21 protein-coding genes are annotated in these 24082 nt (G+C 54.2%); 14 read left to right on the forward strand and 7 right to left on the reverse strand.

Annotated elements, in window-relative coordinates; genetic code table 11:
• Positions 1-11 precede the first annotated feature (11 nt).
• The 12 genes from ACJJH9_RS02145 to ribA all read left to right on the forward strand — a co-directional run bounded on the left by ACJJH9_RS02145 (position 12) and on the right by ribA (position 9431).
• Positions 12-194 (forward strand): hypothetical protein, encoded by a 183-nt coding sequence (locus ACJJH9_RS02145; protein WP_444924143.1) that lies wholly within the window; start codon positions 12-14, stop codon positions 192-194.
• Positions 195-701: 507 nt separating this feature from the next.
• The gene (gene glyA / locus ACJJH9_RS02150) at positions 702-1970 is read left to right on the forward strand and encodes a serine hydroxymethyltransferase (RefSeq protein WP_252083354.1); all 1269 of its coding nucleotides are present in this window, start codon (positions 702-704) and stop codon (positions 1968-1970) included.
• A gap of 152 nt (positions 1971-2122) precedes the next feature.
• Positions 2123-2590, forward strand: coding sequence for a transcriptional regulator NrdR (gene nrdR, locus ACJJH9_RS02155; RefSeq protein WP_252083353.1), 468 nt, complete (start codon positions 2123-2125; stop codon positions 2588-2590).
• A complete protein-coding gene (ribD, locus tag ACJJH9_RS02160) occupies positions 2587-3732 on the forward strand; it encodes a bifunctional diaminohydroxyphosphoribosylaminopyrimidine deaminase/5-amino-6-(5-phosphoribosylamino)uracil reductase RibD (protein ID WP_444882794.1) in 1146 nt (381 codons plus the stop codon). Before nrdR ends, ribD begins: the two co-directional genes overlap by 4 nt.
• A complete protein-coding gene (locus ACJJH9_RS02165; RefSeq protein ID WP_252083352.1) occupies positions 3732-4394 on the forward strand; it encodes a riboflavin synthase in 663 nt (220 codons plus the stop codon). The genes ribD and ACJJH9_RS02165 overlap by 1 nt, the downstream gene beginning before the upstream one ends.
• 99 nt (positions 4395-4493) lie before the next feature.
• Positions 4494-5606, forward strand: a complete 1113-nt coding sequence (gene ribBA / locus ACJJH9_RS02170) for a bifunctional 3,4-dihydroxy-2-butanone-4-phosphate synthase/GTP cyclohydrolase II (RefSeq protein ID WP_252083351.1) — start codon at positions 4494-4496, stop codon at positions 5604-5606.
• A gap of 65 nt (positions 5607-5671) precedes the next feature.
• Positions 5672-6142: a 6,7-dimethyl-8-ribityllumazine synthase gene (gene ribH / locus ACJJH9_RS02175; RefSeq protein WP_152454910.1), complete on the forward strand. Its 471-nt coding sequence runs from the start codon at positions 5672-5674 to the stop codon at positions 6140-6142.
• A 65-nt stretch (positions 6143-6207) separates the two neighbouring features.
• Positions 6208-6651 carry a transcription antitermination factor NusB gene (gene nusB / locus ACJJH9_RS02180; RefSeq protein WP_152454909.1) on the forward strand — a complete coding sequence of 148 codons (444 nt, stop codon included), beginning with the start codon at positions 6208-6210 and terminating at the stop codon, positions 6649-6651.
• A 10-nt stretch (positions 6652-6661) separates the two neighbouring features.
• Entirely contained in the window at positions 6662-7609 is a 948-nt protein-coding gene (gene thiL, locus ACJJH9_RS02185) for a thiamine-phosphate kinase (protein ID WP_444924144.1), read from the forward strand.
• Positions 7610-7655: 46 nt separating this feature from the next.
• Positions 7656-8144, forward strand: coding sequence for a phosphatidylglycerophosphatase A family protein (locus tag ACJJH9_RS02190; RefSeq protein WP_444882791.1), 489 nt, complete (start codon positions 7656-7658; stop codon positions 8142-8144).
• A gap of 16 nt (positions 8145-8160) precedes the next feature.
• Positions 8161-8796 (forward strand): retropepsin-like aspartic protease family protein, encoded by a 636-nt coding sequence (locus tag ACJJH9_RS02195; RefSeq protein ID WP_444887219.1) that lies wholly within the window; start codon positions 8161-8163, stop codon positions 8794-8796.
• Between the two features lie 17 nt (positions 8797-8813).
• Positions 8814-9431 (forward strand): GTP cyclohydrolase II, encoded by a 618-nt coding sequence (ribA, locus tag ACJJH9_RS02200; protein ID WP_444910537.1) that lies wholly within the window; start codon positions 8814-8816, stop codon positions 9429-9431.
• A 138-nt stretch (positions 9432-9569) separates the two neighbouring features.
• Here ribA and ACJJH9_RS02205 read toward each other — a convergent pair whose 3' ends face one another.
• Both ACJJH9_RS02205 and pulA read right to left on the reverse strand, forming a co-directional pair.
• Positions 9570-10844, reverse strand: coding sequence for a metal-dependent hydrolase family protein (locus ACJJH9_RS02205; protein WP_444924145.1), 1275 nt, complete (start codon positions 10842-10844; stop codon positions 9570-9572).
• 151 nt (positions 10845-10995) lie between these two features.
• Entirely contained in the window at positions 10996-14322 is a 3327-nt protein-coding gene (gene pulA, locus ACJJH9_RS02210) for a pullulanase-type alpha-1,6-glucosidase (protein ID WP_444924146.1), read from the reverse strand.
• Positions 14323-14914: 592 nt separating this feature from the next.
• Here pulA and rsgA point away from each other — a divergent pair.
• Positions 14915-16036, forward strand: a complete 1122-nt coding sequence (rsgA, locus tag ACJJH9_RS02215) for a ribosome small subunit-dependent GTPase A (protein WP_444924147.1) — start codon at positions 14915-14917, stop codon at positions 16034-16036.
• 101 nt (positions 16037-16137) lie between these two features.
• Here the strand turns inward: rsgA and ACJJH9_RS02220 are convergent, their stop codons facing one another.
• A complete protein-coding gene (locus tag ACJJH9_RS02220) occupies positions 16138-16455 on the reverse strand; it encodes a DMT family transporter (protein ID WP_252083343.1) in 318 nt (105 codons plus the stop codon).
• Between the two features lie 289 nt (positions 16456-16744).
• Between ACJJH9_RS02220 and ACJJH9_RS02225 the strand changes: the two genes are divergently transcribed.
• Positions 16745-18820, forward strand: coding sequence for a TonB-dependent receptor (locus tag ACJJH9_RS02225; RefSeq protein ID WP_444924148.1), 2076 nt, complete (start codon positions 16745-16747; stop codon positions 18818-18820).
• Positions 18821-18891: 71 nt separating this feature from the next.
• On the opposite strand, the gene ACJJH9_RS02230 is transcribed toward ACJJH9_RS02225, so the two are convergent.
• The 4 genes from ACJJH9_RS02230 to ACJJH9_RS02245 form a co-directional block, all read right to left on the reverse strand.
• Positions 18892-20742 (reverse strand): DUF885 domain-containing protein, encoded by a 1851-nt coding sequence (locus ACJJH9_RS02230; protein WP_444924149.1) that lies wholly within the window; start codon positions 20740-20742, stop codon positions 18892-18894.
• A gap of 131 nt (positions 20743-20873) precedes the next feature.
• A complete protein-coding gene (dxs, locus tag ACJJH9_RS02235) occupies positions 20874-22790 on the reverse strand; it encodes a 1-deoxy-D-xylulose-5-phosphate synthase (protein WP_444924150.1) in 1917 nt (638 codons plus the stop codon).
• 94 nt (positions 22791-22884) lie between these two features.
• Positions 22885-23793, reverse strand: a complete 909-nt coding sequence (locus ACJJH9_RS02240; RefSeq protein WP_444924151.1) for a polyprenyl synthetase family protein — start codon at positions 23791-23793, stop codon at positions 22885-22887.
• Positions 23794-24045 (reverse strand): exodeoxyribonuclease VII small subunit, encoded by a 252-nt coding sequence (locus ACJJH9_RS02245; protein ID WP_444924152.1) that lies wholly within the window; start codon positions 24043-24045, stop codon positions 23794-23796.
• Positions 24046-24082: the final 37 nt, after the last annotated feature.

The following is a 24082-nucleotide window of genomic DNA, read 5'->3' on the forward strand; positions in this document are numbered from 1 at the left end:
GAGGAATTGATGTGGATCAAGTAGCGAAAAAAAAAGTGGTACAACCTGAGGATTTTGGCGCAGTAAAGAAATTAAAGGGCACCATTTTTAAAAATTATCTAAAACCAGTTATCGAGTTAGAGTCATACAAAGGCTGTGAGATAACGAAATTGGGCTCAAGCCATGTTAATTGCCGCACAGGGTTTGAGTATTAATTCCTCATTTTTATTTTGGAGGCTGAGTGCTGTGGTGCACTCTAATTACGGGGGGCAACGGTTAAATCAATAGGAGAATAGGCCATACATTATTATTGGTGTCCTACCGGTCCACACAAGCTGGTGACGGTGGGTATAAGTCACTGGTGTGAGAATGAGGCAGTGACTGGTGATCCTAGTATGGTTTTGATGTTGGCTTAGCGTAAGGGCCAGCAGTGACAAGGTATTTGAGTAAAACAAGCTTTTAAAGAGGTGGCTTATGAGTCCGGCCCCTGAATTGCTCTTTTCTAAGGCAATCAATAGTCCAAAACACGGCTAACTGGCCGGGTTTTGGTTTTCGCGCAATCCCTGTGACCTTGGTGTACAATGCGCGCCTTTCTAAAATGCTCAGGATTCTTTGAGTAGTCAGTGGGGCCTGTTGGCGCCTGAGGCCAAGTTGCAAGGCCTGAGCACAGTGGTACCGAGTTACACCAGTCTCTACTCAGCCCGCATTACCGAGGGAACACCATGTTTGATTCATCTGTCACGCTCGCTTCTTACGATCCCGAAATCTGGGAAGCTATCCGCGAAGAGGATTCTCGCCAGGAAGACCACATTGAGCTGATCGCCTCCGAGAACTACACCAGCCCACAAGTCATGGAAGCCCAGGGCAGCAGCCTCACGAATAAGTACGCAGAAGGTTATCCGGGCAAACGCTACTACGGTGGCTGTGAGTATGTGGATAAAGTGGAAACCCTGGCGATTGAGCGCGCCAAGGCGCTGTTTGGTGCGGATTACGCCAATGTACAACCGCACTCTGGCTCCCAGGCCAACTCAGCGGTATATCAAGCCCTGTGCGCCCCCGGCGACACCGTGCTGGGTATGAGCCTGGCTCACGGCGGCCACCTGACCCACGGTGCCCGCGTCAACTTCTCTGGCAAAATCTACAATGCGGTGCAGTACGGTTTGAACCCGGAAACCGGTGAGGTGGATTACGAGGAAGTGGAGCGTCTAGCTCTGGAGCACAAGCCCAAGATGATCGTGGCCGGTTTTTCCGCCTACAGCCGCGTCATGGATTGGGCGCGTTTCCGCGAAATCGCCGACAAAGTGGGTGCCTATCTGTTTGTAGATATGGCCCACGTAGCCGGTCTGGTTGCCGCTGGTGAATACCCATCGCCGATTCCCCACGCCGATGTGGTGACCTCCACCACTCACAAGACCCTGCGCGGACCGCGCGGTGGCATTATCCTGGCCCGTGCCAACGAAGAGATCGAGAAAAAACTGAACTCCGCGGTATTCCCTGGTGGTCAGGGTGGCCCGCTGATGCATGTTATCGCGGCCAAGGCGGTTTCCTTTAAGGAGGCCATGAGCCCAGAATACAAGGCTTATCAGAAGAAGGTGGTAGAGAATGCCCGCGCTATGGCGGAGACTTTCCTCGACCGCGGTATCAATATCGTTTCTGGCGGCACCGATGATCACCTGATGCTGGTGGATCTGATCGGTAAGGAATACACCGGTAAAGATGCCGATGAGGCCCTGGGCAATGCCAATATCACGGTGAATAAAAATGCGGTGCCTAATGATCCGCGTTCTCCCTTCATCACCAGTGGCCTGCGTGTCGGTACTCCGGCGATTACCACGCGCGGTTTCGGCGTGAAGGAAACCCAGCAGCTGACCCATTGGATCTGCGATATCCTGGACGCACTGGAAGGCGGCGATGTTGAAGCCACCATTGCCGATGTGAAGCAAAAAGTTCTGGAGATCTGTGCACAGTTTCCAGTGTACAAGAAAGCCTAATTTAGCCTTGCTGGAAAAAGCGGCTCGGTGAGCCGCTTTTTTTATGGCTGTATCACAGTGTGCTGCACCGCAGCGGTGCGTGGTGCAGTCACAGGGGGCAACGGCTGTGATAAACTGCGGCCCATTTTCCATTCCCCTGGGGACGATCCCACATGCACTGTCCTTTCTGCAGCGCAGAAGAAACCAAAGTAGTCGATTCCCGCCTGGTGGCGGAGGGCGATCAGGTGCGCCGCCGGCGCGAGTGCCTCGAATGCCATGAACGTTTCACCACCTTTGAAAGCGCAGAGCTGCTGTTGCCCAGGGTGATCAAACAAAATGGCCAGCGCGAGCCCTTCAATGAAGACAAATTGCGCGCGGGCATCCAGCGTGCGGTAGAGAAGCGCCCGGTCAGTATCGAGCGGGTGGAATCCGCAGTCTCCCAAATCAAGCATGCGCTGCGCGCAACGGGTGAGCGCGAGCTGCCCGCAAGGGCCATCGGTGAGCTGGTCATGGAGCAGTTGCGCGAGCTGGATGAGGTCGCTTATGTACGCTTTGCCTCGGTGTATCGACGCTTTGAAGATGTCAGCGACTTCAGTGAAGAAATTGAGCGCCTGACCAGTAAGGAAAACCAAACGCAATGAGTCAAATGGCTGTAGAGAGTGCCCAGGCACTGATGGGCCGCGCTATTCAGCTGGCGGAGCGCGGTCTCTATACCACTATGCCGAATCCCCGGGTCGGCTGTGTGATCACCGATGCTAATGGCCAAGTAATTGCCGAGGGCTGGCATAAGCGTGCTGGCGAACCCCACGCTGAAATAGAAGCCCTGCGCGATGCGGGCGAGCGGGCCCGCGGCGCCAACGTCTATGTGACCCTTGAACCTTGTAGCCACAGTGGCCGCACAGGTCCCTGTGCCGAGGCACTGGTACAGGCCGGTGTCGCCCGCGTGGTTTACGGTATGGAAGACCCGAATCCCAGGGTTGCAGGAAGCGGTTTGCAGAAACTGCGCGATGCGGGCATTGAGGTAGAGGGGCCAGTGCTGGAAGAGCGCTGCCGTGCGCTCAACCCGGGTTTTATCAAGCGTATGACCTTGGGGTTACCCCTGGTGCGCAGCAAATCTGCGATGAGTTTAGATGGTCGCACCGCCATGGCCAGCGGTGAATCCAAATGGGTTTCGGGCCCGGCTGCGCGCGCCGATGTGCAGCGCCTGCGTGCGCGCAGCTGTGCAGTGGTAACTGGCGTAGAGACTGTGCGATTCGACAACCCGAATCTCAATGTGCGCGCCGATGAGATGGCGCTGGAGCTGCTCGAAGCGGAACAGGCTGCAGAAGTTCAGCCCCTGCGCGTTATTGTCGACAGCCAGCTGCGCACGCCGGCAAAGGCCTTTATTTTGCAGGGGGACGCCCCCACACTGGTGTGCACTACTGAGCGCGCCGATCCAGAGCGTCGTCAGCGACTGGAAAACGCCGGTGCCGAAGTTGTCGTTTTACCTCAGGACAAGGACGGTCGGGTAGACCTGCTTGCCCTGCTCAAAGAGTTGGCCCGACGCGAATGCAATGAAGTACTGATAGAAAGCGGTGCGATCCTTTCCGGTGAGTTTCTCTACCGGGGGCACGTAGACGAATTGATTGTCTATCTGGCGCCCAAGCTGCTCGGCAGCACTGCGCGGCCGCTGTTTGAATTGCCCATCGAGCGTATGGGCTCGGTGCTGCCGATCACGATTACCGATATGCGCGCGGTCGGCCACGACTGGCGTATCACCGCAACCACGGATATCGAGCGCTGATGTTTACTGGAATTATTGAGGCGGTCGGCGAGATTGCCGATCTGCAGCCGCGTGGTGGGGATCTGCGCGTGCGTGTTAGGAGCGGCAAACTGGATCTCGCCGATGTGCAGCTTGGTGATAGTATCGCCACCAACGGCGTCTGTCTGACCGTAGTGGAGCTGCCCGGTGATGGCTACTGGGCGGATGTTTCCGCGGAGACGCTGGATGTCACCAGTGTCAGCAGCTGGAAGCGCGGGGATAGGGTCAACCTGGAGAAGGCATTGACCCCACAAACCCGCCTTGGCGGCCATATTGTCAGCGGCCATGTGGACGGTATCGGCGAGGTGGTGTGGCGTAAATCTGAGGCCCGTGCCGAGCGTTTTCGCCTACGCGCACCGGATAATCTGGCTCGTTATATTGCCCACAAGGGCTCGATTACTGTCGACGGTACCAGTCTTACCGTGAACGCGGTGGACGGCGCTGAGTTTGAACTCACCATTGTGCCGCATACCCTGCAGGAAACGATTATGCAGGGCTACGCGGCTGGCACCCGGGTCAATCTTGAGGTGGACTTGATCGCACGCTACCTGGAGCGCCTGCTTCTTGGCGAGGAGGCGGCCAAATCCAGCGACGGTGGTATGACACTCGAATTTCTCGCCCAGAACGGGTTTTACAAGCGCTAGCTGGCTTTATCCCGGCATGCCGCGCCAGTGAGGGCGGGTGAGTGTAACTGCAGGGAAAGCCGCTCAATTTGCAATTGATTAATTTATCCAGAGTTAGCAATGGAATTAAATACGGTTGAAGAACTGATCGACGATATCCGCCAGGGCAAAATGGTGATCCTGATGGACGATGAGGATCGCGAAAACGAGGGTGACCTGGTGATGGCAGCGGAGCAGGTGCGCGCCGAAGATATTAACTTTATGGCTACCCATGCCCGCGGCCTGATTTGTATGCCCATGTCCAAGGAGCGCTGTGAGCAGCTGGACCTGCCGCTGATGTCGCGGGATAACGGTGCCCAGTTCAGCACCAACTTCACCGTCTCTATCGAAGCTGCCGAAGGGGTGACCACCGGTATTTCCGCTGCGGACCGTGCGCGTACCGTGCGCGCCGCCGTAAATAGAAATGCCAAACCCAGCGATATCGTTCAGCCCGGACATATTTTCCCGATTATGGCCCAGCCCGGTGGCGTACTGAGCCGTGCCGGCCACACTGAAGCAGGCTGTGATCTTTCCCGCTTGGCGGGTTTCGAGGCGGCCGCGGTAATCGTTGAAATCATGAATGACGATGGCACCATGGCACGCCGCCCGGACCTGGAAAAGTTCGCGAAAGAGCACAACCTGAAGATCGGCACTATTGCCGACTTGATAACTTACCGCGCGCTCAACGAAAAAACCGTGGAGTGCGTCAACGAACGCAAAGTGCGTACCGAGTTTGGCGAGTTTAAACTGCGCACCTATCTCGACAAGGCCCGCCGCGAGCGCCACTTCGCCTTTATCAAAGGCGAGCCTACGCCAGAGGAGCCAACCCTGGTGCGCGTACATGTGGGCAACACCCTGCGCGATGTGCTCACGATTCAGCGCGGTGATGAAAAATTTGTCCCCTGGACTTTCCGTCGCGCCATGCAGCGTATCGAGAAAGAGGGCAAAGGTGTGGTGGTATTGATCTGCCACAACGAGACCACCGAGGAAATCGAGGAGAGCATCGATTGGCTGATCAGCGGTAAACAGCAGCGCCCCAGCCAGGATCTGGTGTACAAGCAGGTGGGTACCGGTTCGCAGATACTGCGCGATCTCAAGGTGCGCAAGATGCGCCTGATGAGTGCGCCGTTTAAGTTCAGCGCTATTTCCGGTTTTGAACTGGAAGTGGAAGAGTACTTGAACGTCGAAGAGTAATAACAGAATGTTTCCCGGCGCATTTGAAATGGCACGGGTATGGAAAGAAATACGGATTGGACATTATGAGCAACATTCAAGTGATTGAAGGGGATTTTGTCGGCAGTACAGGTAAGTACGCGCTGCTGGTGAGCCGTTGGAACAGCTTTGTGGTTGAGAGCCTCAAAGACGGCGCCCTCGATACCCTGCGCCGCAAGGGCATCAAGGATGAGGATATCACCATCTACTACGCCCCCGGTGCCTTTGAATTCCCGCTGGCCGCGCAAAAGCTGGCGGAAACCAAAAAATTTGATGCGATTATTGCACTGGGCGCGGTGATTCGTGGCGGCACTCCGCACTTCGAATATGTCGCTGGTGAGTGCACCAAAGGTCTGGCTCAGGTATCCCTGAATACCGGTATTCCGGTGACCTTTGGTGTGTTGACTGTGGACTCCATTGAGCAAGCTATCGAGCGCTCCGGCACCAAGGCTGGCAACAAAGGTTGTGAAGCTGCCGAAACCGCCCTGGAAATGGTTTCCCTACTCGGCAAAATCTAATTGCCACAGCGCCGGCCAGTTGCGCCGGCGCTGCCCATTCTGAGAATTATCTACCGGAAAAGACAATGACCGTAACTGCATCTGCCCGCCGCAAGGCGCGCCACTACGCCATGCAGGCGCTCTACCAATGGCAAATGGCCGGCGCCAGCCTCAATGCGATTGAAGCCGAGTTCCATACTGACAACGATATGAGCAAAGCCGACGTGGAATATTTCCGCGATATCTTCCACGGGGTTGCCAAAAACCTCGACGAAGTAGAAGGCGCTTACTCCTCCCATCTGGATCGCAAAGTGGAAGATCTGGACCCGGTGTCCCGCGCCCTGCTGCGCATGGCCACTTATGAACTGAAAAACCGCATCGATGTGCCCTACAAAGTAGTGATTAACGAAGCAGTGGCACTGGCGAAAAAATTTGGCCCCACCGACGCTTTCAAGTTCATCAACGGCATCCTGGATAAGACTGCTGCAGACCTGCGCGCTGCGGAAGTGGCTGCAGACAAGAAGTCCTGAAGTCACGCTGATGGGAACTGCGCCGGGCGAATTTGAAATTATCCGCGATTTTTTCGCCAGTGCTCCTGTGGGCGAAGGGGTTGCTTTGGGTATAGGTGATGACTGCGCTCTATTGCAGGCACCCGCCTCGGGGCAGCTGGCCACCTCTATGGATACCCTGGTGGCAGGCCGCCACTTTCCGGCTGATGCGGACCCCGCTGCTATTGCCGCGCGTGCACTCAGGGTTAATCTCAGTGACCTGGCGGCAATGAATGCGCGCCCGCTCTGGTTTACCCTGGCCCTGACCCTGCCTGACAGTGATGCAGTTTGGTTGCGCAAATTTGCCGATGGCCTGCTGCAGACCGCGGCACAGTTTGGTGTTTCTCTGGTCGGGGGCGATACCACTGCGGGCCCTTTGTCGATCACCATTCAGGTGATTGGACACACGGAATCGCCACTGCGCCGAGACCGTGCCGGTCCCGGTGATCACGTTTATGTCAGCGGTCCTCTAGGTGCTGCTGCCGCCGCTCTGCCGGTGGTGCTGGGAGAGCAGCGGGTGAATGCCGATGTGCAGTTGCAGTGTGAACGCGCCTTCTATTATCCCGAACCCCAATTCCCTGTGGCTGCGGCGATTGCCGAGTTGGCCAGTGCGGCTCTGGATATTTCCGATGGTCTGCTCGCGGACCTGGGACATATTTGTGAGTCCAGCCGTGTCAGCGCTGATATTCATCTGGAGCGATTGGCCGTTTCTCCCTTGGCGCAAACTCTTGCCACAGAGAAAGCAATGGCTCTGGCTACAGGCGGTGGCGATGATTACCAACTCTGTTTTACCGTTCCCCAGCAGCGGGTTGCAGATTTGGACCAACTGGGCCTGAAAGTAACTGCTATCGGCACCCTCATTGAGGGCAGTACCGGGGTGCGCTGCTGGCATAATGGCAACCCTTGGTCGCCAGCGGTCACTGGCTATCAGCATTTTTAAATGGTATTGGCCCGGAAGTGCCGGTGGTGGCTTTGGAAATAAGACAATGAGAATACATAACCCCAGTTTTTCCGAGCTTTTGCGCGATCCTACTCTGTTGCTGGCTTTTGGTTTTGGTTCGGGGCTGGCACCCAAGGCACCGGGTACTTTTGGCACTCTGGTTGCCATACCTTTTTGGTGGCTGATGAAAGATCTCCCCCCATCTTGGTACCTGGGAATCCTAGTGGTGACGGGTTTAGTGGGGTGTTATTTATGTGGCGCTGCGGCAAAGAAGCTCGGTGTGCATGACCATGGGGGCATCGTTTGGGATGAGATGGTGGGCTACTGGCTCACTATGTTTATGGCCCCGGCTGGCTGGATTTGGGCACTTTACGGTTTCGTACTTTTTCGCCTGTTCGATATCGCCAAGCCACCGCCCATCGGTTGGGCAGATCGGCGGGTACAGGGTGGCGTCGGAATTATGCTCGACGATATACTGGCCGCCGTTTATGCGGCTTTAATATTGCAAATAACCGTGTTTTTTGTAGGGGCTTAGCGGATAGGGATTATCGATGCACAAGGCATTTTGGCTTCTGCTGGGGTTACTGGTTTCCAGTACAGCCTGGGCACAACAGGTACAGCTGAAGGGTTTGTTTGGCGATAGCGCCATGCTGGAAATCGATGGCCGCCAACGCATTCTTAAGGCAGGCCAACAATCACCGGAAGGGGTTGGCCTGATTGAATCGACGACCAGTTACGCGCGTGTTCGCGTGAATGGACGCGAACAGAAGCTCACCCTGGATGCGCCCATCGCCGCAAGCTATGCCCAGGCTGAGCGCGCCGAGGTGCGCTTGATGGGAGATAGTCGTGGCCATTTCAATACCGATGCCTGGATTAATGGGATGCGGGTTCCGGTGATGGTGGATACCGGAGCGACTACTCTGGCAATCAATTACCCCACCGCCCAGCGTCTGCGCTTAAATCTTAATGGTGCCAAGCGCATACCGGTGTCGACCGCCAGTGGCATCACCAGTGCTTATTTGATCAATCTCAGCAGTGTCACTATCGGTGGCATTAAATTACACAATGTAGAAGCTACCGTGCACACTGATAACTTTCCCCAAGTGGTGCTTCTGGGAAACAGTTTTCTCGGCCGGTTAGATATGGAACAGCAGAGGGGTGTGCTGATACTGCGCGCCCGCAACTGACGTGAAGAGGTATTAAGTTGACCATTCGTTATGTGGAATCCTCAAAGCTGCCCACTTCCTGGGGTATGTTTGAAATGCACGGCTTCGAGGAAGTGGAGACCGGCAAGGAGCATGTGGTGCTCACCATGGGGGACTTCGATACCAGCGAGCCCCTACTGGCCCGCATTCACTCGGAATGCCTGACCGGTGATGCCCTGTTTTCCCTGCGTTGCGATTGTGGTGCCCAGTTGCAACATGCCATGCACCGCATTGCCATGGAAGGACGTGGAGCTATTTTCTACCTGCGCCAGGAGGGCCGTGGCATAGGCCTGTTAAACAAGATCCGTGCTTACCATTTGCAGGATTGCGGTGCGGATACCGTGGAGGCCAATGAGCAGCTCGGCTTTGGAGCCGATATGCGGGATTATTCAATTCTGAAAGCGATGATCGACCACCTGGGTATTCATGCCATTCGCTTGATGACCAATAACCCGCGCAAAGTAAAAGCGTTGGAGGACTTGGGTATTAATGTGACTGAGCGCCTGCCGCACCAGTCCGGGCGCAATCCCCACAATGCCAAGTATTTGTCCACCAAGAAAGGCAAGCTTGGCCATTTGATTGAAAATGAGGATGAGGAAGGGAAAGAAGAAAAATAACTTTTAACCTCCTTCAGGCACCCCCACAAAAAAAGGCCGGATAATCCCGGCCTTTTTTTGTGGAAATTAATTAAAGCCGAGCTCGAGTATTTGAAGTTCGGCTTTGAATAATTCAGAAGCTCCAAAAATATTGGGCTTCTAATCTTTAAAGACCTTGCCACCTTTCATCACAAAGTCCACGTCTAAGAGTTCCTCAATATTATCCAGTGGCGAGCCATTGGTGGCGATAATATCGGCGTACTTACCGGACTCAATGGTGCCCAGTGAATCGCTCATATCGATCAGGTCGGCGGCGTTAACGGTAGCGGACTGCAGGATGGCCATATTGTCCATACCGGCTTCACTCATCAGTACCGCCTCGCGTGCATTGATGCCGTGCTTGGATACACCTGAGTCGGTACCGAAGGCAATTTTTACTCCGGCATCGACCGCTTTACGGAAATTGCCGCGCATGTCTGTGCCAACACGAATGGCTTTTTCCTTCTGAGCTTCAGATAAGACATCGGTATTTTTTGCCAGCTGTACCACGGTATCGCCGGCGAGAAGTGTCGGAACCAGGTAAGCGCCGGTTTCTTTAAATAGCTTATGGGCGCGGGGACCTGCGTAGGTGCCGTGCTCAATACTGTCTACACCGGCCTCCAGTGCGGCGATAATGCCTTCTTCCTGGTGCGCATGACTGGCTACTTTGCGACCCATGCGCTGGGCTGCCAGGACCACCTCTTTTAGCTCATCGATTTCCATCTGCTGGCCGGTACCTGTAGCGCGATCGGTAAGTACGCCACCGGTAGAGGTGATCTTGATAAAGTCAGCGCCGTATTTGATCGTATGACGGGTCGCGCGGCGGCAATCATAGGGGCCGTCGCATACCGTTCTGGTTTTATCGTCATGCAGTGCCATTAACTCGGGGCTGACTCCACTGATATCTGCGTGCCCTCCGGTAATACCCACTCCGCCGGCTGCGATAATACGTGGGCCATCTACCCAGCCATTATTGATAGCATCGCGCATCGCATACATTTCTTCACCGCTATTACCCGCATCGCGTACAGTGGTAAAACCTGATTTCAGAATACGCATGCCAAACATTTGCGAGCGCATTTGGGTCAATGGCATGGACATCTTTAGGGCTTCGGAATCGTTTTTGGGGCCCAACTCAGTTTGCAGGTGAACGTGCATATCCATTAAGCCCGGCATTACGAAGCTGTCCTTAAGATCAATGACTTCGGCATCATCTCTGTTCACATAACCAGGGCGGATGGAAGTAATCCTGCCATCCTCGATTATTACGCTTTGCTCTTTTAAAGGTTTTTTACCGGGAACAGCGAGCAGTGTGCCTGCGTGGATAATGGTTTCTGCCAGTACTGAGGAAGAGAAAAGAGTCGCTGCGATACTGCTGAGAAGGAAACGCTTCATGATTTGTACACCTATTTATTATTTAGGCACACGCTAAATCAATCTGCGGAATATGACAATTGCGAGCTGATTACTTGGTGAGAGCCGGGAAATAGTTTCTAAAAAATGAAAAAAAGGCCGGAAAATCCGGCCTTTTAAAATTTATAAAGAATTAATATCTACGGCGTGGTTGCACAAATACTGCAGTAGTTCGGCCGGGTAGAGTAAAGGTGCCGCTGTTCCTATCAAATTTTACTTTGTGCAGGCGTGAGTCTACTGATCGGCGCTGACGTGGGTGCTTGAACAGGTACTCACCAATAAGGTTTTCGCTGGTGAATTCCAATGATTCGTCATCGCCATTAAACAGCACCACAATACGTTCAAAGCGGCGATCGATGCTGCCACTGGAATCTGATAACTCCATCACAATCAGCCCAGGAATCTGGTCGGGTCCGGTGTTGAGGAAATTGAGGTGTGCCTCTACGGACTCGGCATCAGACAAGCGGAACAGGGGAGAGCTGTTGCGAATCGCCAGCTGCTCGTGGAATAGAGCGGAGCTCCACAAGCGGTGCCGGCGCAGGGGAGCCAATTCCGGGTTTGCCAGTAAAGGTTGCATCAGGGACCAGTTATCTTCGTTTTTATCTGCGATAGGTAAACCCGCACCCCAATTATCGGTGGCGAGGCTGAAGTCCAGTGCATTAAACCAGTCACCAGAGTTGTAACTGTCCCGATCCATCGACTTTGAGCGCAGGAAATCCTGGCCTGCGTGGATAAACGGCACTCCCTGGGCGAATAGAACCAGGGAATTACTGAATGCCTGGATGCGCACTCGTTCAGCCAAGTCGGCGCTGTCACTGGCTTTGATCTGTACTCCGTCAAACAGCGTCTCGTTGTCGTGGGCGGCAATATAATTAATGGATTCCTGCGGGTCGGCGGTATAGCCGGTGGGCTGGCCGTTATAGATTAGCTCGCTGCCGGTAATGATATTGCCGTTGGCATCTTCAAAAGGATAATCCGCCAGGTTGCCGGCGAGGGAAACGCGGACTTTATCTGCCAGGGTTAGCAGTGTGGCACGCTCATCTTCTCCCTCAAACTTACCGTTACTGTCGGTGAACAGACCGGTACCAAAGCCCTGCTCCTCAAAGCCTCCGAAGGGGTTGCCGCCACGAACGGAATCGCGCAGGCGATCGTTAAAGGTGCCGACACCGCTGCCGGCCATATTGCCCTGGCGGGCCTGTACAAAGCGAGCATCGTCAGCCACCTCGCCAAAATTCCAGCCCTCGCCGTACAAATAGATAGCGTTGCCATCGACACCATCGGCTGCCGGGGTCAGTGATTGCAGTGCCGCTTGCGCCTTGAGGATATTGTCGAGGCTGTGGTGTCCCATCAGATCGAAACGGAAGCTGTCCACCTTATAGGCCCGGGCCCAGGTGACCAGGGAATCGATCATCAGCTTTTCCATCATGGCGTGCTCACTGGCGGTGTTGGCGCAGCAGCTGCTCATTTCCACACCGCCCTCCAGATTGCGGCGGTGATAATAGCCGGGGACGATTTTATCGAGTACGGAGTTGTCGTATTGGCCATAGGAGCTGGTGTGGTTGTAAACCACGTCCATCACCAGCCGCAGGCCGGAGTGGGATAACCCTTGCACCATTTGACGGAATTCGCGAATGCGCGCAGGTCCATCGGGAGCGCTGCTATAGCTGCCTTCGGGGACCGTGTAGTGCAATGGATCGTAGCCCCAGTTAAAGCCATCGGTATCGCGAACAGAATCTACCTGGGCCTGCTGCTCGCTGCTGTCCGATGCGTAGTCTGAGAGGTCCGGGGTTTGCTGCTGCTGCGTGCGATCCTCATTGACTGTGGCAAAGTCAAAGGCCGGCAGCAGGTGGATATGGGTGAGGCCGGCGCGGGCCAGTTTATTGAGGTGGCGCATGCCGTCGCTGTGCTTGCGGGTGAAAGCCTTGAAGGTGCCGCGCTCTGCTTCGGGGACAGTTTGATCCGCAATACTGAAATCGCGTACGTGCAGCTCGTAGACACTGATATCTTCCGGCTGGGTTAACCTGGGCTTGCGCAGGCGATCCCAACCGCGCGGCTTCAGGTCCCGGTCATTCAGGTTGACGATCTGGCTTTTGCCGCTATTGATGGAGAGGCTCAGGGAGTAGGGGTCGGTGACCAGGTTGGTTTCAATCTGGCGGCTGAAGTAGGAATACACCTCGACCTCGTAGAGGTAAAAGCTGCGGTCCCACTGCTTATCGATATCGGCACTCCAAACCCCGGTAGATTCATCGCGCAGCATGGATACCACCTGATCGGCGCTATCGCTGCTGGAGTCTGTAAACAGGTGCAGCTTTACTGCCCGTGCAGTGGGCGCCCAAAGATCGAGCTGGATACTCTCCTCGCCGACACGGGCACCGAGTTCACCGTCGTAGTAGAAGTGGTCATCGAGGGCACCGGCCATCTGCACACCAGTCGCATCCAGTAACGTGCCCTCCGCATCGTAAGCGGCGAGTGCGAGTTGCTGGGTGACCAGATCACTAGTGGAAGCCTGCCCCGGCAATTGCCAGGCACTGAAACTGGCCAGGTGCGGGAATTTTTGTTGGGCGCTGTCGGGCAGGGTGGCGAGAGGGATGAGATCGATGGTGCCATCGGAACGGATATCACCGTCCTCCAGTTTTAGCTCGGCGCTGTTGCTGTAGTGCAATTTAACCTTGGTGCCTTCCTGCACCTGGATATCCCAGGCAAAGCTGCTGCTATCCACCCAGTGCGCTTTATCGCTGCTCAGGTCACCCTTGGCGAAGCCATCACTGCTGACGGTGACTTCTTTACTATTCGAGTCAAAAGCAAAGTAGATTTCATCGTAATCGGCAGCCACGGTAAAGCTGACGTTGGCTCCATTGTTGCCGTAGCTCTCCTCCCAGCCTTCGTGCAGGGCTACCTTGAATTCATAGGAACCGGCAGGCAGCGCTGAGGTGATAAAGGTGTAGGCGCCATCTCCATCGGCATCCTGCATCCAGCTGCGCAGGCAACTGGGTTGCCAGTCTCCCGGGCACCCGAGTAGGGATTGGAAGTTGCCGGCTACAGTGGCGACCACGCTATTGTGGTTGTCGGTGATCCAGTGACTCTCGTGGTCGTAGATAAATTTAACTTCGCGGGCCTCATCCAGGCTAAGGGAAATATTACCGCCGTCCCGCTGGCCGCCCCAGCCATAATTTTCATCCCAGCTATTGTTGAGAGCGGCTTTGTACTGCCAGTTGCCGGCGGGTATCCAAAAGCTGCCTTGCCATTTGTCGTCTTCGCTGTCATAGCGGAGCAGGGTGGCGACACAACCTGGTTGCCAGTCGCCATCACAGCCCAGTTGGCTTTGTAGGTTGCCGGGAATATTGACCTCTGTGGGATCTGGTGTGTCAGATGCCCAAACCGGTATTTGGATGGAGCAGAAGACTGCCCCCAGAATCAGCCCGGCCCTTGTGCCGGGTCCTGTAAATTTTGTTGTTGGCATAGCGCTTCCCATTTTTTGTTGTACTTGTTGCGGTTCTCTCAGTTGGTATTGAATCGCAGTCACGCATTGACGGCCTCCCACCCCGAGGAGGTGGAGGTCTGGGGGAGGTGGTTGGGAGTGTCATAAAACCTTTATAAATTCGTCACTTGGTGGAAACACCCGCAGGAGAAGATGTTTCCCGAGTAAACGCGATGGCGAAAGAAAAAGCCGGATCTATACTCAACTGATCGGGTTATGGTGAGTCGAGAAAGGTGATGCACTCGCTGTAATCGGATTCGAAGGCCGGCTTTTGCCGGCTTTGCTTTTTGTGGCGGGGCAATTACTAAGAGGCTTCCCAGGATTACCGACTTGCTCCTGTTCCCTGGTAGTGCTAATTTGCCCATAACCCGCCAAGTACAATGGCGGAGTCCAAAACTCAATAACTGCGGAGGATGATTGATGATTGTTGCAACCCTCCGTCGGGTCCAGTAGCAGCCTCCAGCTGCCCACGCCCGGCGATAGATTCCTAGACGTCGGGCTTTCCCTGAGAAAGCTCTGTTGGCCGCGTATCTGCGGTCGCTTGGTGCTTTGTTGCGCCCAGAGGGTTTCAATCTTGAGTAAATCTCACTTTACCCGCCGGTCTGTTAATAGATTCGGCACTAAATCCCCATCTATCAAAATTGAGCGGGAAGCTTCTCCGCTACAAAAACTTGGTTGGAAGTCTTTTTTCCAACAGCAGCTGACGCTCGAAGAACTCGAACAGTATTTGCCGCTGCGGGTTATGGCTGTACACCGCAGTCGCCTGGAATTGGCCGGCGAGCAGGGGGCTGTGTCCCTTCCCCTAACCGGGAGTCTTGTGGCTAATTTGCCCGCGGTGGGGGATTGGCTGTTGTTAGAGAAGAGCAGTGGATATTTCGTGCGTTTGTTGAGCCGCAGCAGCCAGTTTGAGCGCATGGCACCTGGGGGGCATCAGGTGCAGATGATCGCCGCCAATGTCGATAGTGTTTTTATTGTTTCCTCCCTGAATGATGACTTTAACCTGTCACGTATTGAGCGCTATTTGGCTCTGGCTCGGGAGTCCGGTTGCAGCCCACACCTGATACTGACTAAGGCCGATCTGTGTGAAGATACTGCCCCTTTTCTTCAGGCTTTGCGCCCATTCGGTGAATTACCTGTTGCAATGGTAAATAGCCTGGATCGAGAAAGCGTGGCACAGCTGCGCCAGTGGTGCTTATCTGGGGAAACTATCGCGCTGTTAGGTTCTTCTGGAGTGGGTAAATCCACTTTGCTAAATGCGCTGTCTGGCGAATCCCTGGCTGAGACTGGGACCATTCGCGAAGCCGATAGTAAAGGGCGCCATACTACACGGAAGCGCTCTCTTCACACCCTTAGCTGGGGAGCGCTGTTACTCGATAGCCCTGGAATGCGGGAGCTGGGGTTGGTGCACGTTGAAGATGGCGTGGCGGAGACTTTTTCCGATATTGAGGCCTTGGCTAGGGAGTGTCGCTTCTCTGACTGCCAGCACCAGTCAGAACCAGGCTGTGTGGTACAAGAGGCGATAACGGGCGGTTCGCTGGATGATCGGCGCTTGCGCAATTGGCAAAAACTGCAACAGGAACTAAGCCGTAACGGTCAAACTCTCGCGCAGAAACGGGCAGGGGAGAGAGCGCTATCCCAGATGTATCGATCTGTGCAAAACCAGGCGCGTAAACGTAAGTATCACGGAGAGGATTGAAAAAATGACTGCCTCTTTTTTTACACCTCTATTTTTTTTAAGCGCTATTTAACCAGGCTTTGAAGGGCAGCATTCGCTGCCCTTCAAAGCCTTTATACAAGCTAGCGGGCCAATTTTAATGTGACTACCCCGACGATAATTAACAGTACTCCGAGATATCGTCCGAGACTGGCTGTCTCACCAAAGAAAATGACTCCCATCAGAAAGGCACCGGCCGCACCGATACTGGTCCAGACAGCATAGGAGATGCCAATGGGAATCTCTCGCTGGGCCAACCACAATAAAAACCCACTGAGGCCAATAAATACGACCGCCATTACAACACCCAGCAGGCGAGTCGATGTCTCTTGGGATATTTTTAGCCCCAGCACCCAGCCTATTTCACAAAGACCGGCCATTAACAGGTAGAACCAGGCCATGCTTTTCCTCTTTAAAGGGTAATTTTTAAAAAATCTTATTTCGACCTCCTCTTGGAGGTTAGGTCGGAGAATAGCTATCTGCCACTTTGCCTAGAAGTTAGGGGAAATAGATTGACTAATTTGCAGATGACGCCTTTTTATAGCGTGTTTTTACTTCGGTATAGCTTTTGACAGGGAGCTTGATAGCTTAATGCGGAAGGAGACTTTGAGAGAAGTAGGGGGAGAGTGGGAAAACCCTGCCCAGGTCCTGTATGGTTGACTGATATCGAAGGAAAAATAAGCTGGAAGCATGTTAATAAAAACCAAGAGCCTGGTGCTAATACTTTTGTCGGTCAGTCAGGTGGCTTTGTCGGATTCGGCGAAAATAGAGTCGGTCGTTGTCACAGCCAGTCGTGTTGAGAAGCAGTTTCAGGATTATCCAGAAAGTTTCTCCATGGTTGATCGTTTCGAGTTAAAGCTGATTCAGCACAATCATATCCAGCAAAGTTTAGTGAGGGTTCCTGGGGCCAATGTGGCAAGGGGTAACGGCCAGGAATATTTACCCGCATTGCGTTCGCCAGTACTGTCTGGGGCTGGAGCCTGTGGCAGTGTGCTGACAATGGAGGATGGCATCCCTCTGCGGGCACATGGATTCTGCAATATAAATGAGTTGTTTGAATCCCATAGTGAAATGGCTCAGAGAATTGAAGTTATTCGCGGCTCGGCCAGCACCCTGTATGGTTCCAATGCTATGCATGGTGTCGTGAATATTCTGAGTCCGGAAATTGAAGAAAATACCAAGGCCTTCTCTGGCATTTTAGGCTTTGAAGGTGGTCCTCACGATTACTATCGAGCCAGTATTTCGGCAGAATCTAACCTTTCTAACAAAGGCCGAGTGCGAGCAGATCTTTCCCTGGCATCTGATGGTGGTTATCGGGACCACTCTGGTTACGATCAACAAAAGCTCAGCCTTTTGCACTCTGTCACTACAGGGAAGACACAAATCCGTTCTCGTCTGGCAGTCACGAATTTAAATCAGGAAACAGCGGGTTATATCGAAGGATACAATGCCTATCGGGATGATCAGCGGGACAGGGAAAACCCGAATCCAGAAGCATTCCGCGATGCCTCCGCGGTACGGCTTTACTCCATTCTCGATATTGATTTGGGCTCGGGAAAAAAGCTATCACTGGCCCCTTATCTTAGAAAAACAGATATGCGTTTTCTGCAGCATTATTTGCCGGGGCAGGCGTTGGAAGAAAGTGGCCAGGAGAGTATCGGCTTGCGGAGTAGCTATCTTTTTAGCTGGGAAGGCAACTTGGAAGTAGTAATGGGGCTAGATACAGAATTTACTCAAGGCTACTTACGAGAACTCCAAAAAGATCCAACTGAGGGATCAGATTTTTTGCGGGAGACTATCCCTGTAGGTAAGCACTATGACTATCAAGTAAATGCTTACAGCGTAGCTCCTTTTACTTTGGCTACCTGGAATGTTACCGATACTTTAAAGCTTTACAGCGGTGTACGTTTTGAGTCGGTACAGTATGACTACAACAATAAAATGCTTTCTGGCCGTACGGCCGAGGATGGTCTCCCTTGTGGCTTTGGTGGCTGTAGGTTTAGCCGGCCAGAAGACCGCAAAGATAGTTTCCAGAACTGGTCACCCAAACTAGGAGCTACTTACGATTTCACATCAGGCCTGCAATTATTTGTCAATATGGCTCAAGGATATCGGGTTCCCCAGGCAACAGAACTTTATCGTTTACAGCGAGAACAAACTGTTGCTGAATTGGAGTCCGAGCAAATCAGCAGTATTGAATTGGGGGTACGAGCTATTAAGGAAAACCTTTCTTATGAGCTCGTCGCTTATGGAATGCGCAAGCGCAATGTGATTTTTCGGGATACGGAGTACTTTAACCAATCGAATGGGAAAACCTCACATCGCGGTGTAGAGATGGCTCTTGGCTATAAATTTGCCCAGGACTGGCGACTGGAGACTTCTTCCAGTTATGCGGAGCACCGTTATCGAGATGAGCGAGAGCTGAGGGGAGTACTACTGGATGGCAATCTTGTGGATTCAGCTCCCAGGGCTTTCGGTAGCTATCGCCTGCAGTGGCAACCTCGGCAAGGTATAAACGCTGAACTGGAGTGGTTGTATCAGGGGCGCTATTACACCGACCCCCAAAATCAGCATGAATATTCTGGGCATAACTTATTGAACCTGCGAGCCCGGTGGGAATTTGATCGTTGGGCTCTCTCAGCAAGGATGTTAAATCTAACCAATAGGGCTTACGCAGAGCGAGCGGACTATAGCAGCTTTGCTGGGGACAGGTATTTTCCTGGGGAGCCACGCGCAATCTATTTATCTGTATCTTCCGAGTGGTGATTTGATTAGAGGGTTTTTAGCGGATACTTCAGCCATAAAAAAGGGCAGGAAATACCTGCCCTTTCGTTTATCTAGCCCGCAGAGATTTGTGATGTTACAGGGGGAGTAACCTGGGCCGATGCAGAGCCCTGGCTTTCAATCCAGCTGTTCATTCGTGTTTCGAGAATATTTAAGGGCAGGGCACCGGCGCCAAGGAGGGCATCGTGGAAGCTGCGGATATCAAAATTATTGTCGAGTTCCTCTTCTGCTTTTGCACGTAGCTCCTTAATTTTTAATTGCCCTAATTTATAGGCCAGTGCCTGTCCAGGCCAAACCAGGTAGCGATCAATTTCCACCGTGACATCGTGCAGAGGCTTGGCACTATTTTCCATAAAATAGTCAATTGCCTGCTCACGGCTCCAGCCCAGCTGATGCATGCCGGTGTCTACAACCAGACGCACGGCGCGCCACATATCGTAGGTCAGCGCCCCAAACTCGCTGTAGGGATCTTTGTACAAGCCCAGGTCATAACCGAGGCTTTCGGAGTAAAGGCCCCAGCCTTCCACAAAAGCGGTATAGAGAGCCATGCGTCGCAATGGGTGAATATCAGCTTGCTCCTGGGCCAGTGCAATCTGTAAGTGGTGGCCAGGCATTGCCTCATGTACCGTCAGCGCTTCCATTTCCCACTTCGGCCTGCTGGGCAGATTATAGGTATTGGCAAAGAAGATACCCGCGCGGCCGGCTTCGTTGGAGCCAGGCTGGTAATAGGCCGTGGTCTGTGACTGCTCCGAGTAGCCGGGAATGGGTTTAACTCCATAGGGCAGCCTGGGCAAGGTACCAAACAGGGCGGGCAGCTCGCCATCGATGCGCTTGGCAATATCCCGGTAGTCTCGTAACAGGGCCTCACGGCTGGTGTGGTAAAAGCGTGGATCAGTGCGCAGGAATTCGGTAAAAGCCTTGAAGTCTCCCTGGAAGCCAGTCTTCTGTATGACAGCTTGCATCTCTGCACGGATACGCTTCACTTCGGCCAAGCCTATACGGTGGATTTCTTCCGGGCTAAGGTGAGTGGTGGTGCTCTCTTCTACTTTGTAGGCATACCAGCGCAGGCCGTCTGGGCGACTGCTGAGGGCGATGCCTTTCTGTGCACCAGGAATGTATTCCCTTTCGATAAATTCCGCTATGTCTCGCCATGCCGGTAATAACTGGCTTTCGTAGATGGCGAGGGCGCGCTGGCGCAGATTTTTTTGTTTCGCTTTGGGGATAGCGCTGGGCATTTCTGCGAAAGCACTGAGCAGAGGGCTCTGCTCGGGAGTTGTGGGGATCAGTGCGCGGATCTGTCGGGGGAGATCACGCAGAGTGATTTGCGGCGGAGTAACCCCTTTTCTTAATCCTTGCTGCATCAGGGTCTGTGTCTGTGTTACCAAAGTTGGTAGTTTTGATAGGCGTGCCAGAATATCTTCGTAATCAGCAACCGTACTCTGCGGCATACTGTTAAGTACACTTGGAACATAGCGCTGAATACCGCTCATATGGGTAATGGGTTGTAGATGTTCGGGGAACTGAAAGCCCTTCACCTCACCGAGCAAATCCTGGTAAAGCAGCTGGTAGTCCAGTTGTTGCTGCTCGGGTAACTCGCTGATATCGAGGTTGCGGGTAGCACCTAAAAGTCGACGAGTCTGTTCTTGTCGAGCTTCAATGCCTCTCTTTGAGTTGTCTACCCAGCGATCATTTTGCCCTGGATAGCCCTCATAAGTGGCTTGGCTGGGAAAGCTTTCCATAATCCAGCGATAGCGCAGATCTTGTAGGGCCACTAGTCGTTCAGAGGGATTCTCTTTCGGTAGCGCCCGATAGGCCTTCTTAAAGTTTTCCTGTTCCATTGCGGTTGCACTGAGGCTGGCGAACAGACCGATGGATGCGACAAGAGTTTTCTTGAGTAGTGACATCTTTCCCCCAAGGCGTGCGGAAATTGATTGATAGAAGGGCGCTAGGTCACGCGGTATCGTCAAATCAATAGTAAGCGGCTGAGTTGTGGTTCAGGAGCCCGATATCCCAGATGGTTATCGGGCCCTTATGGTTAGTTTGCGGCTGCGGCGCGGTCGTTAAAATTGTGCCGGTTAAGCAGCTGCAGGCGCTGGCGGATTTGTTCCTCAATGCCGCCGGCATCGAGGCCTATCTCTGCGAGCAGGTCTTTGTGTTTGCCGTGCTCAATAATGCGGTCCGGCAGGCCCAGTTGCAGTACGGGCAGGGTTCGCGCAGAGCTGTTGAGATACTCCATAACGGCGCTGCCAGCACCTCCGGCGACGGTATTTTCTTCGATGGTGACCAGCAACTGATGGCTGTCGGCCAGTTCATCAATCAGCGCTTCATCTAAAGGCTTGACCCAGCGCATATCGGCGAGAGTGGCGCCCAGGCGCTCAGCCGCTGCCGTAGCGGGGGCGAGTAGAGTGCCGAAATTCAAAATGGCGACGCCGCTGCCTTTACGCAGTAGGCGGCCCTTACCCATAGGTAACTCGCGCATCTCTTCTTCTATTGCGGTGCCCATACCGGTACCGCGGGGATAGCGCACAGCGGCGGGCCCCTCGTACTTGTATGCGGTATAGAGTAATTGGCGGCATTCGTTCTCGTCGCTGGGTGCAGCGATGGCGAGGTAGGGCAAGCAACGCATAAAGGTTAGATCGAAGCTGCCTGCATGGGTTGGACCGTCTTCACCTACAAGGCCGGCGCGGTCGATGGCGAAGGTGACATCCAGGTTTTGGATAGCAACATCATGCACCATTTGGTCATAGCCGCGCTGTAGGAAAGTAGAGTAAATGGCCACAACCGGCTTTTGGCCCTCGCAGGCGAGGCCGGCAGCGAGAGTAACGGCGTGCTGCTCGGCAATAGCTACGTCTTGGAAGCGTTTTGGAAAACGCTTGGAAAACTCTACCATGCCAGAGCCCTCACTCATGGCGGGGGTAATTCCGATTAGGCGCTCGTCCTTTTCGGCAGTGTCACACAGCCACTGGCCGAAAATATCCTGATACTTGGGCAGCTTCTTCCTGCCCGGCACAGCCACCTGGACTTTGCTCTCTGGCTCCAGCTTGTTCAATGCGTGGTAACCCACCGGATCGGCTTCAGCCGGACCAAAGCCTTTGCCTTTGGTGGTGGCGATATGCAGTAGCTGGGGACCGGGCTGGCTGCGCAGGTTGCGCAGGGTGTGCACCAGATCGTGCATGTTGTGCCCATCCAGTGGCCCCACGTAGTTGAAGCCCAGTTCCTCAAACAGAGTGCCGGGTGTGATCATGCCTTTAACATGCTCTTCGGTGCGGCGCGCCAACTGCCAGGCCTTGGGAATAGCCGATAAAATCTTGCGGCTGCCCTCGCGCATATTGAGATAGGCCTTGCTGGCAAGAATCTTGGCGAAGTAGGTAGCTAGGCCTCCGACATTTTTAGAGATCGACATGCTGTTGTCATTGAGCACAACCAACATATCCCGGCCTGTGTGAGACGCGTGATTGAGCGCTTCGAAGGCCATGCCAGCGGTCATAGCGCCGTCACCAATCACCGCCACGACTTTGCGCTCGTCGGGGGAGCCCAGGGCCATTCCCAGGGCGGCACCGATAGAGGTACTGGAATGCCCCACGCCGAAGGTGTCGTAGGGGCTCTCACTGCGCTTGGGGAAGCCTGACAAGCCGCCTTGCTGGCGCATGGTGAGCATCTGCTCGCGGCGGCCGGTGAGTATCTTGTGAGGGTAGGTTTGGTGGCCCACATCCCAGACCAAGCGGTCCTCTGGCGTGTTGTAGATATAGTGCAGGGCGATGGTCAGCTCCACCACACCGAGACCGGCGCCGAAGTGTCCGCCGGTTTGGCCGACACAATACAACAGGTACTCGCGCAGCTGGCTAGCGAGTTCGGGCAGTTGGCGTTCATCGAGTGCGCGCAGCTGTGCCGGCTCGTCAATGACGTCAAGCAGCGGCGTATGCGGGCGTGTGCGTGGAATTTCTTCGAGCATCAAACGGTTCAATTGCTACAGATGGTATTAGTGAAGGGGATTGTATGCCTGTGAAGGGCATATTGCATCCCAATGACGGGGTAGAGATCCCGACTTAGTGGCCGCGTTGGACGATATAATCGGCCAGCTGCTTCAGTAGTAGTGTATCGCCGGGCAGTGTTGAAAGGGCACTTAAAGCCTCCCCGCGCAAGCCCTGGAGCTTCTCTTTTGCGCCTTTGAGCCCCAATAGGGAGACATAAGTCGGTTTGTTGAGAAGGGCGTCTGCGCCCTGAGTTTTACCCAGAATGGCAGTATCTACTGTGACATCAAGGATATCGTCCTGTACCTGAAAAGCCAGGCCAATGGCTTCTGCGTAGAGGGTTAGCGCTTCCAGTTGGTCGCTGGTGGCACCACCGTGCAGCGCGCCCATGCGCGCACTAGCGCGAATAAGGGCGCCAGTTTTCAGGCGATGCATCGCTTCTAGTTGTGCCAGGGTGAGGGTTTTATCCACAGAATCCAGGTCGATGGCCTGACCAGCAACCATCCCCCGGCTGCCAGATGCCTTTGAGAGCTCTGCAATAAGTAGTAGCTTCAATGCGGGTTCGGTGTTATCGGCCAACAGCAGTTCGAATGCCTGGGTTTGTAGTGCATCACCGGCGAGAATAGCGGTGGCCTCGTTGTAGGCGATATGGCAAGTGGGGCGACCCCGGCGCAGGTCGTCATCATCCATCGCTGGCAGGTCATCGTGCACCAGTGAATAGGCGTGGACGCACTCAAGGGCAGCGGCACTGGCGTCGCATCTGGCAGGATCAAAATCCACCCCATGGAAGACCTGGGCACAGGCGTACACGAGTGCTGGGCGCAGGCGTTTGCCAGGGCCCAGTGCGGCATAGCGCATGGCCTCAAAGAGCTTATTGGCACCGGGAATAGATTCTGCCAGCGTGTTGCGGATACGGCTTTCGACACGCTGAGAGGAATCCTTGAGGAATGCACTCAGCTCGGCGGGCAGGGTAGGGGAGCTCACTTAGGAATCGCCTGAGGAGTTATTGGCTTCGAACGGCAACTCGCGAATACTACCGTTCTCCTCCATCAGCATTTTGACCTTTTGCTCGGCGCTGGCGAGTTTTTTCTGGCACTCACGGGTGAGTTTGACCCCTTGCTCAAAGTCGGCCAGGGCCTCCTCCAGGGGCAGGTCTCCTGCCTCCAGGCGTTCTACTAATTCTTCAAGAGCCTCCAGGCTCTGTTCAAAACTTGCCGATTTTTTCTTTGCCGCCATAGCATCGCCTCGTAATTGCGGGGCAACCTTAGCCGCT

The organism is Microbulbifer mixtoriginis (SeqCode), assembly GCF_052466715.1.

Bases quoted from the DNA above. Each gene is read 5' to 3' on its own strand.
- ribH (WP_152454910.1), top strand. From the start codon at position 5,672: ATGAGCAACATTCAAGTGATTGAAGGGGATTTTGTCGGCAGTACAGGT.
- ACJJH9_RS02195 (WP_444887219.1), top strand. From the start codon at position 8,161: ATGCACAAGGCATTTTGGCTTCTGCTGGGGTTACTGGTTTCCAGTACA.
- ACJJH9_RS02220 (WP_252083343.1), bottom strand. From the start codon at position 16,455: ATGGCCTGGTTCTACCTGTTAATGGCCGGTCTTTGTGAAATAGGCTGG.
- nusB (WP_152454909.1), top strand. From the start codon at position 6,208: ATGACCGTAACTGCATCTGCCCGCCGCAAGGCGCGCCACTACGCCATG.
- ACJJH9_RS02205 (WP_444924145.1), bottom strand. From the start codon at position 10,844: ATGAAGCGTTTCCTTCTCAGCAGTATCGCAGCGACTCTTTTCTCTTCC.
- ACJJH9_RS02230 (WP_444924149.1), bottom strand. From the start codon at position 20,742: ATGTCACTACTCAAGAAAACTCTTGTCGCATCCATCGGTCTGTTCGCC.
- glyA (WP_252083354.1), top strand. From the start codon at position 702: ATGTTTGATTCATCTGTCACGCTCGCTTCTTACGATCCCGAAATCTGG.
- nrdR (WP_252083353.1), top strand. From the start codon at position 2,123: ATGCACTGTCCTTTCTGCAGCGCAGAAGAAACCAAAGTAGTCGATTCC.
- ribBA (WP_252083351.1), top strand. From the start codon at position 4,494: ATGGAATTAAATACGGTTGAAGAACTGATCGACGATATCCGCCAGGGC.
- ACJJH9_RS02225 (WP_444924148.1), top strand. From the start codon at position 16,745: ATGTTAATAAAAACCAAGAGCCTGGTGCTAATACTTTTGTCGGTCAGT.
- ACJJH9_RS02165 (WP_252083352.1), top strand. From the start codon at position 3,732: ATGTTTACTGGAATTATTGAGGCGGTCGGCGAGATTGCCGATCTGCAG.
- dxs (WP_444924150.1), bottom strand. From the start codon at position 22,790: ATGCTCGAAGAAATTCCACGCACACGCCCGCATACGCCGCTGCTTGAC.
- pulA (WP_444924146.1), bottom strand. From the start codon at position 14,322: ATGCCAACAACAAAATTTACAGGACCCGGCACAAGGGCCGGGCTGATT.
- ACJJH9_RS02245 (WP_444924152.1), bottom strand. From the start codon at position 24,045: ATGGCGGCAAAGAAAAAATCGGCAAGTTTTGAACAGAGCCTGGAGGCT.
- ribD (WP_444882794.1), top strand. From the start codon at position 2,587: ATGAGTCAAATGGCTGTAGAGAGTGCCCAGGCACTGATGGGCCGCGCT.
- thiL (WP_444924144.1), top strand. From the start codon at position 6,662: ATGGGAACTGCGCCGGGCGAATTTGAAATTATCCGCGATTTTTTCGCC.
- ACJJH9_RS02190 (WP_444882791.1), top strand. From the start codon at position 7,656: ATGAGAATACATAACCCCAGTTTTTCCGAGCTTTTGCGCGATCCTACT.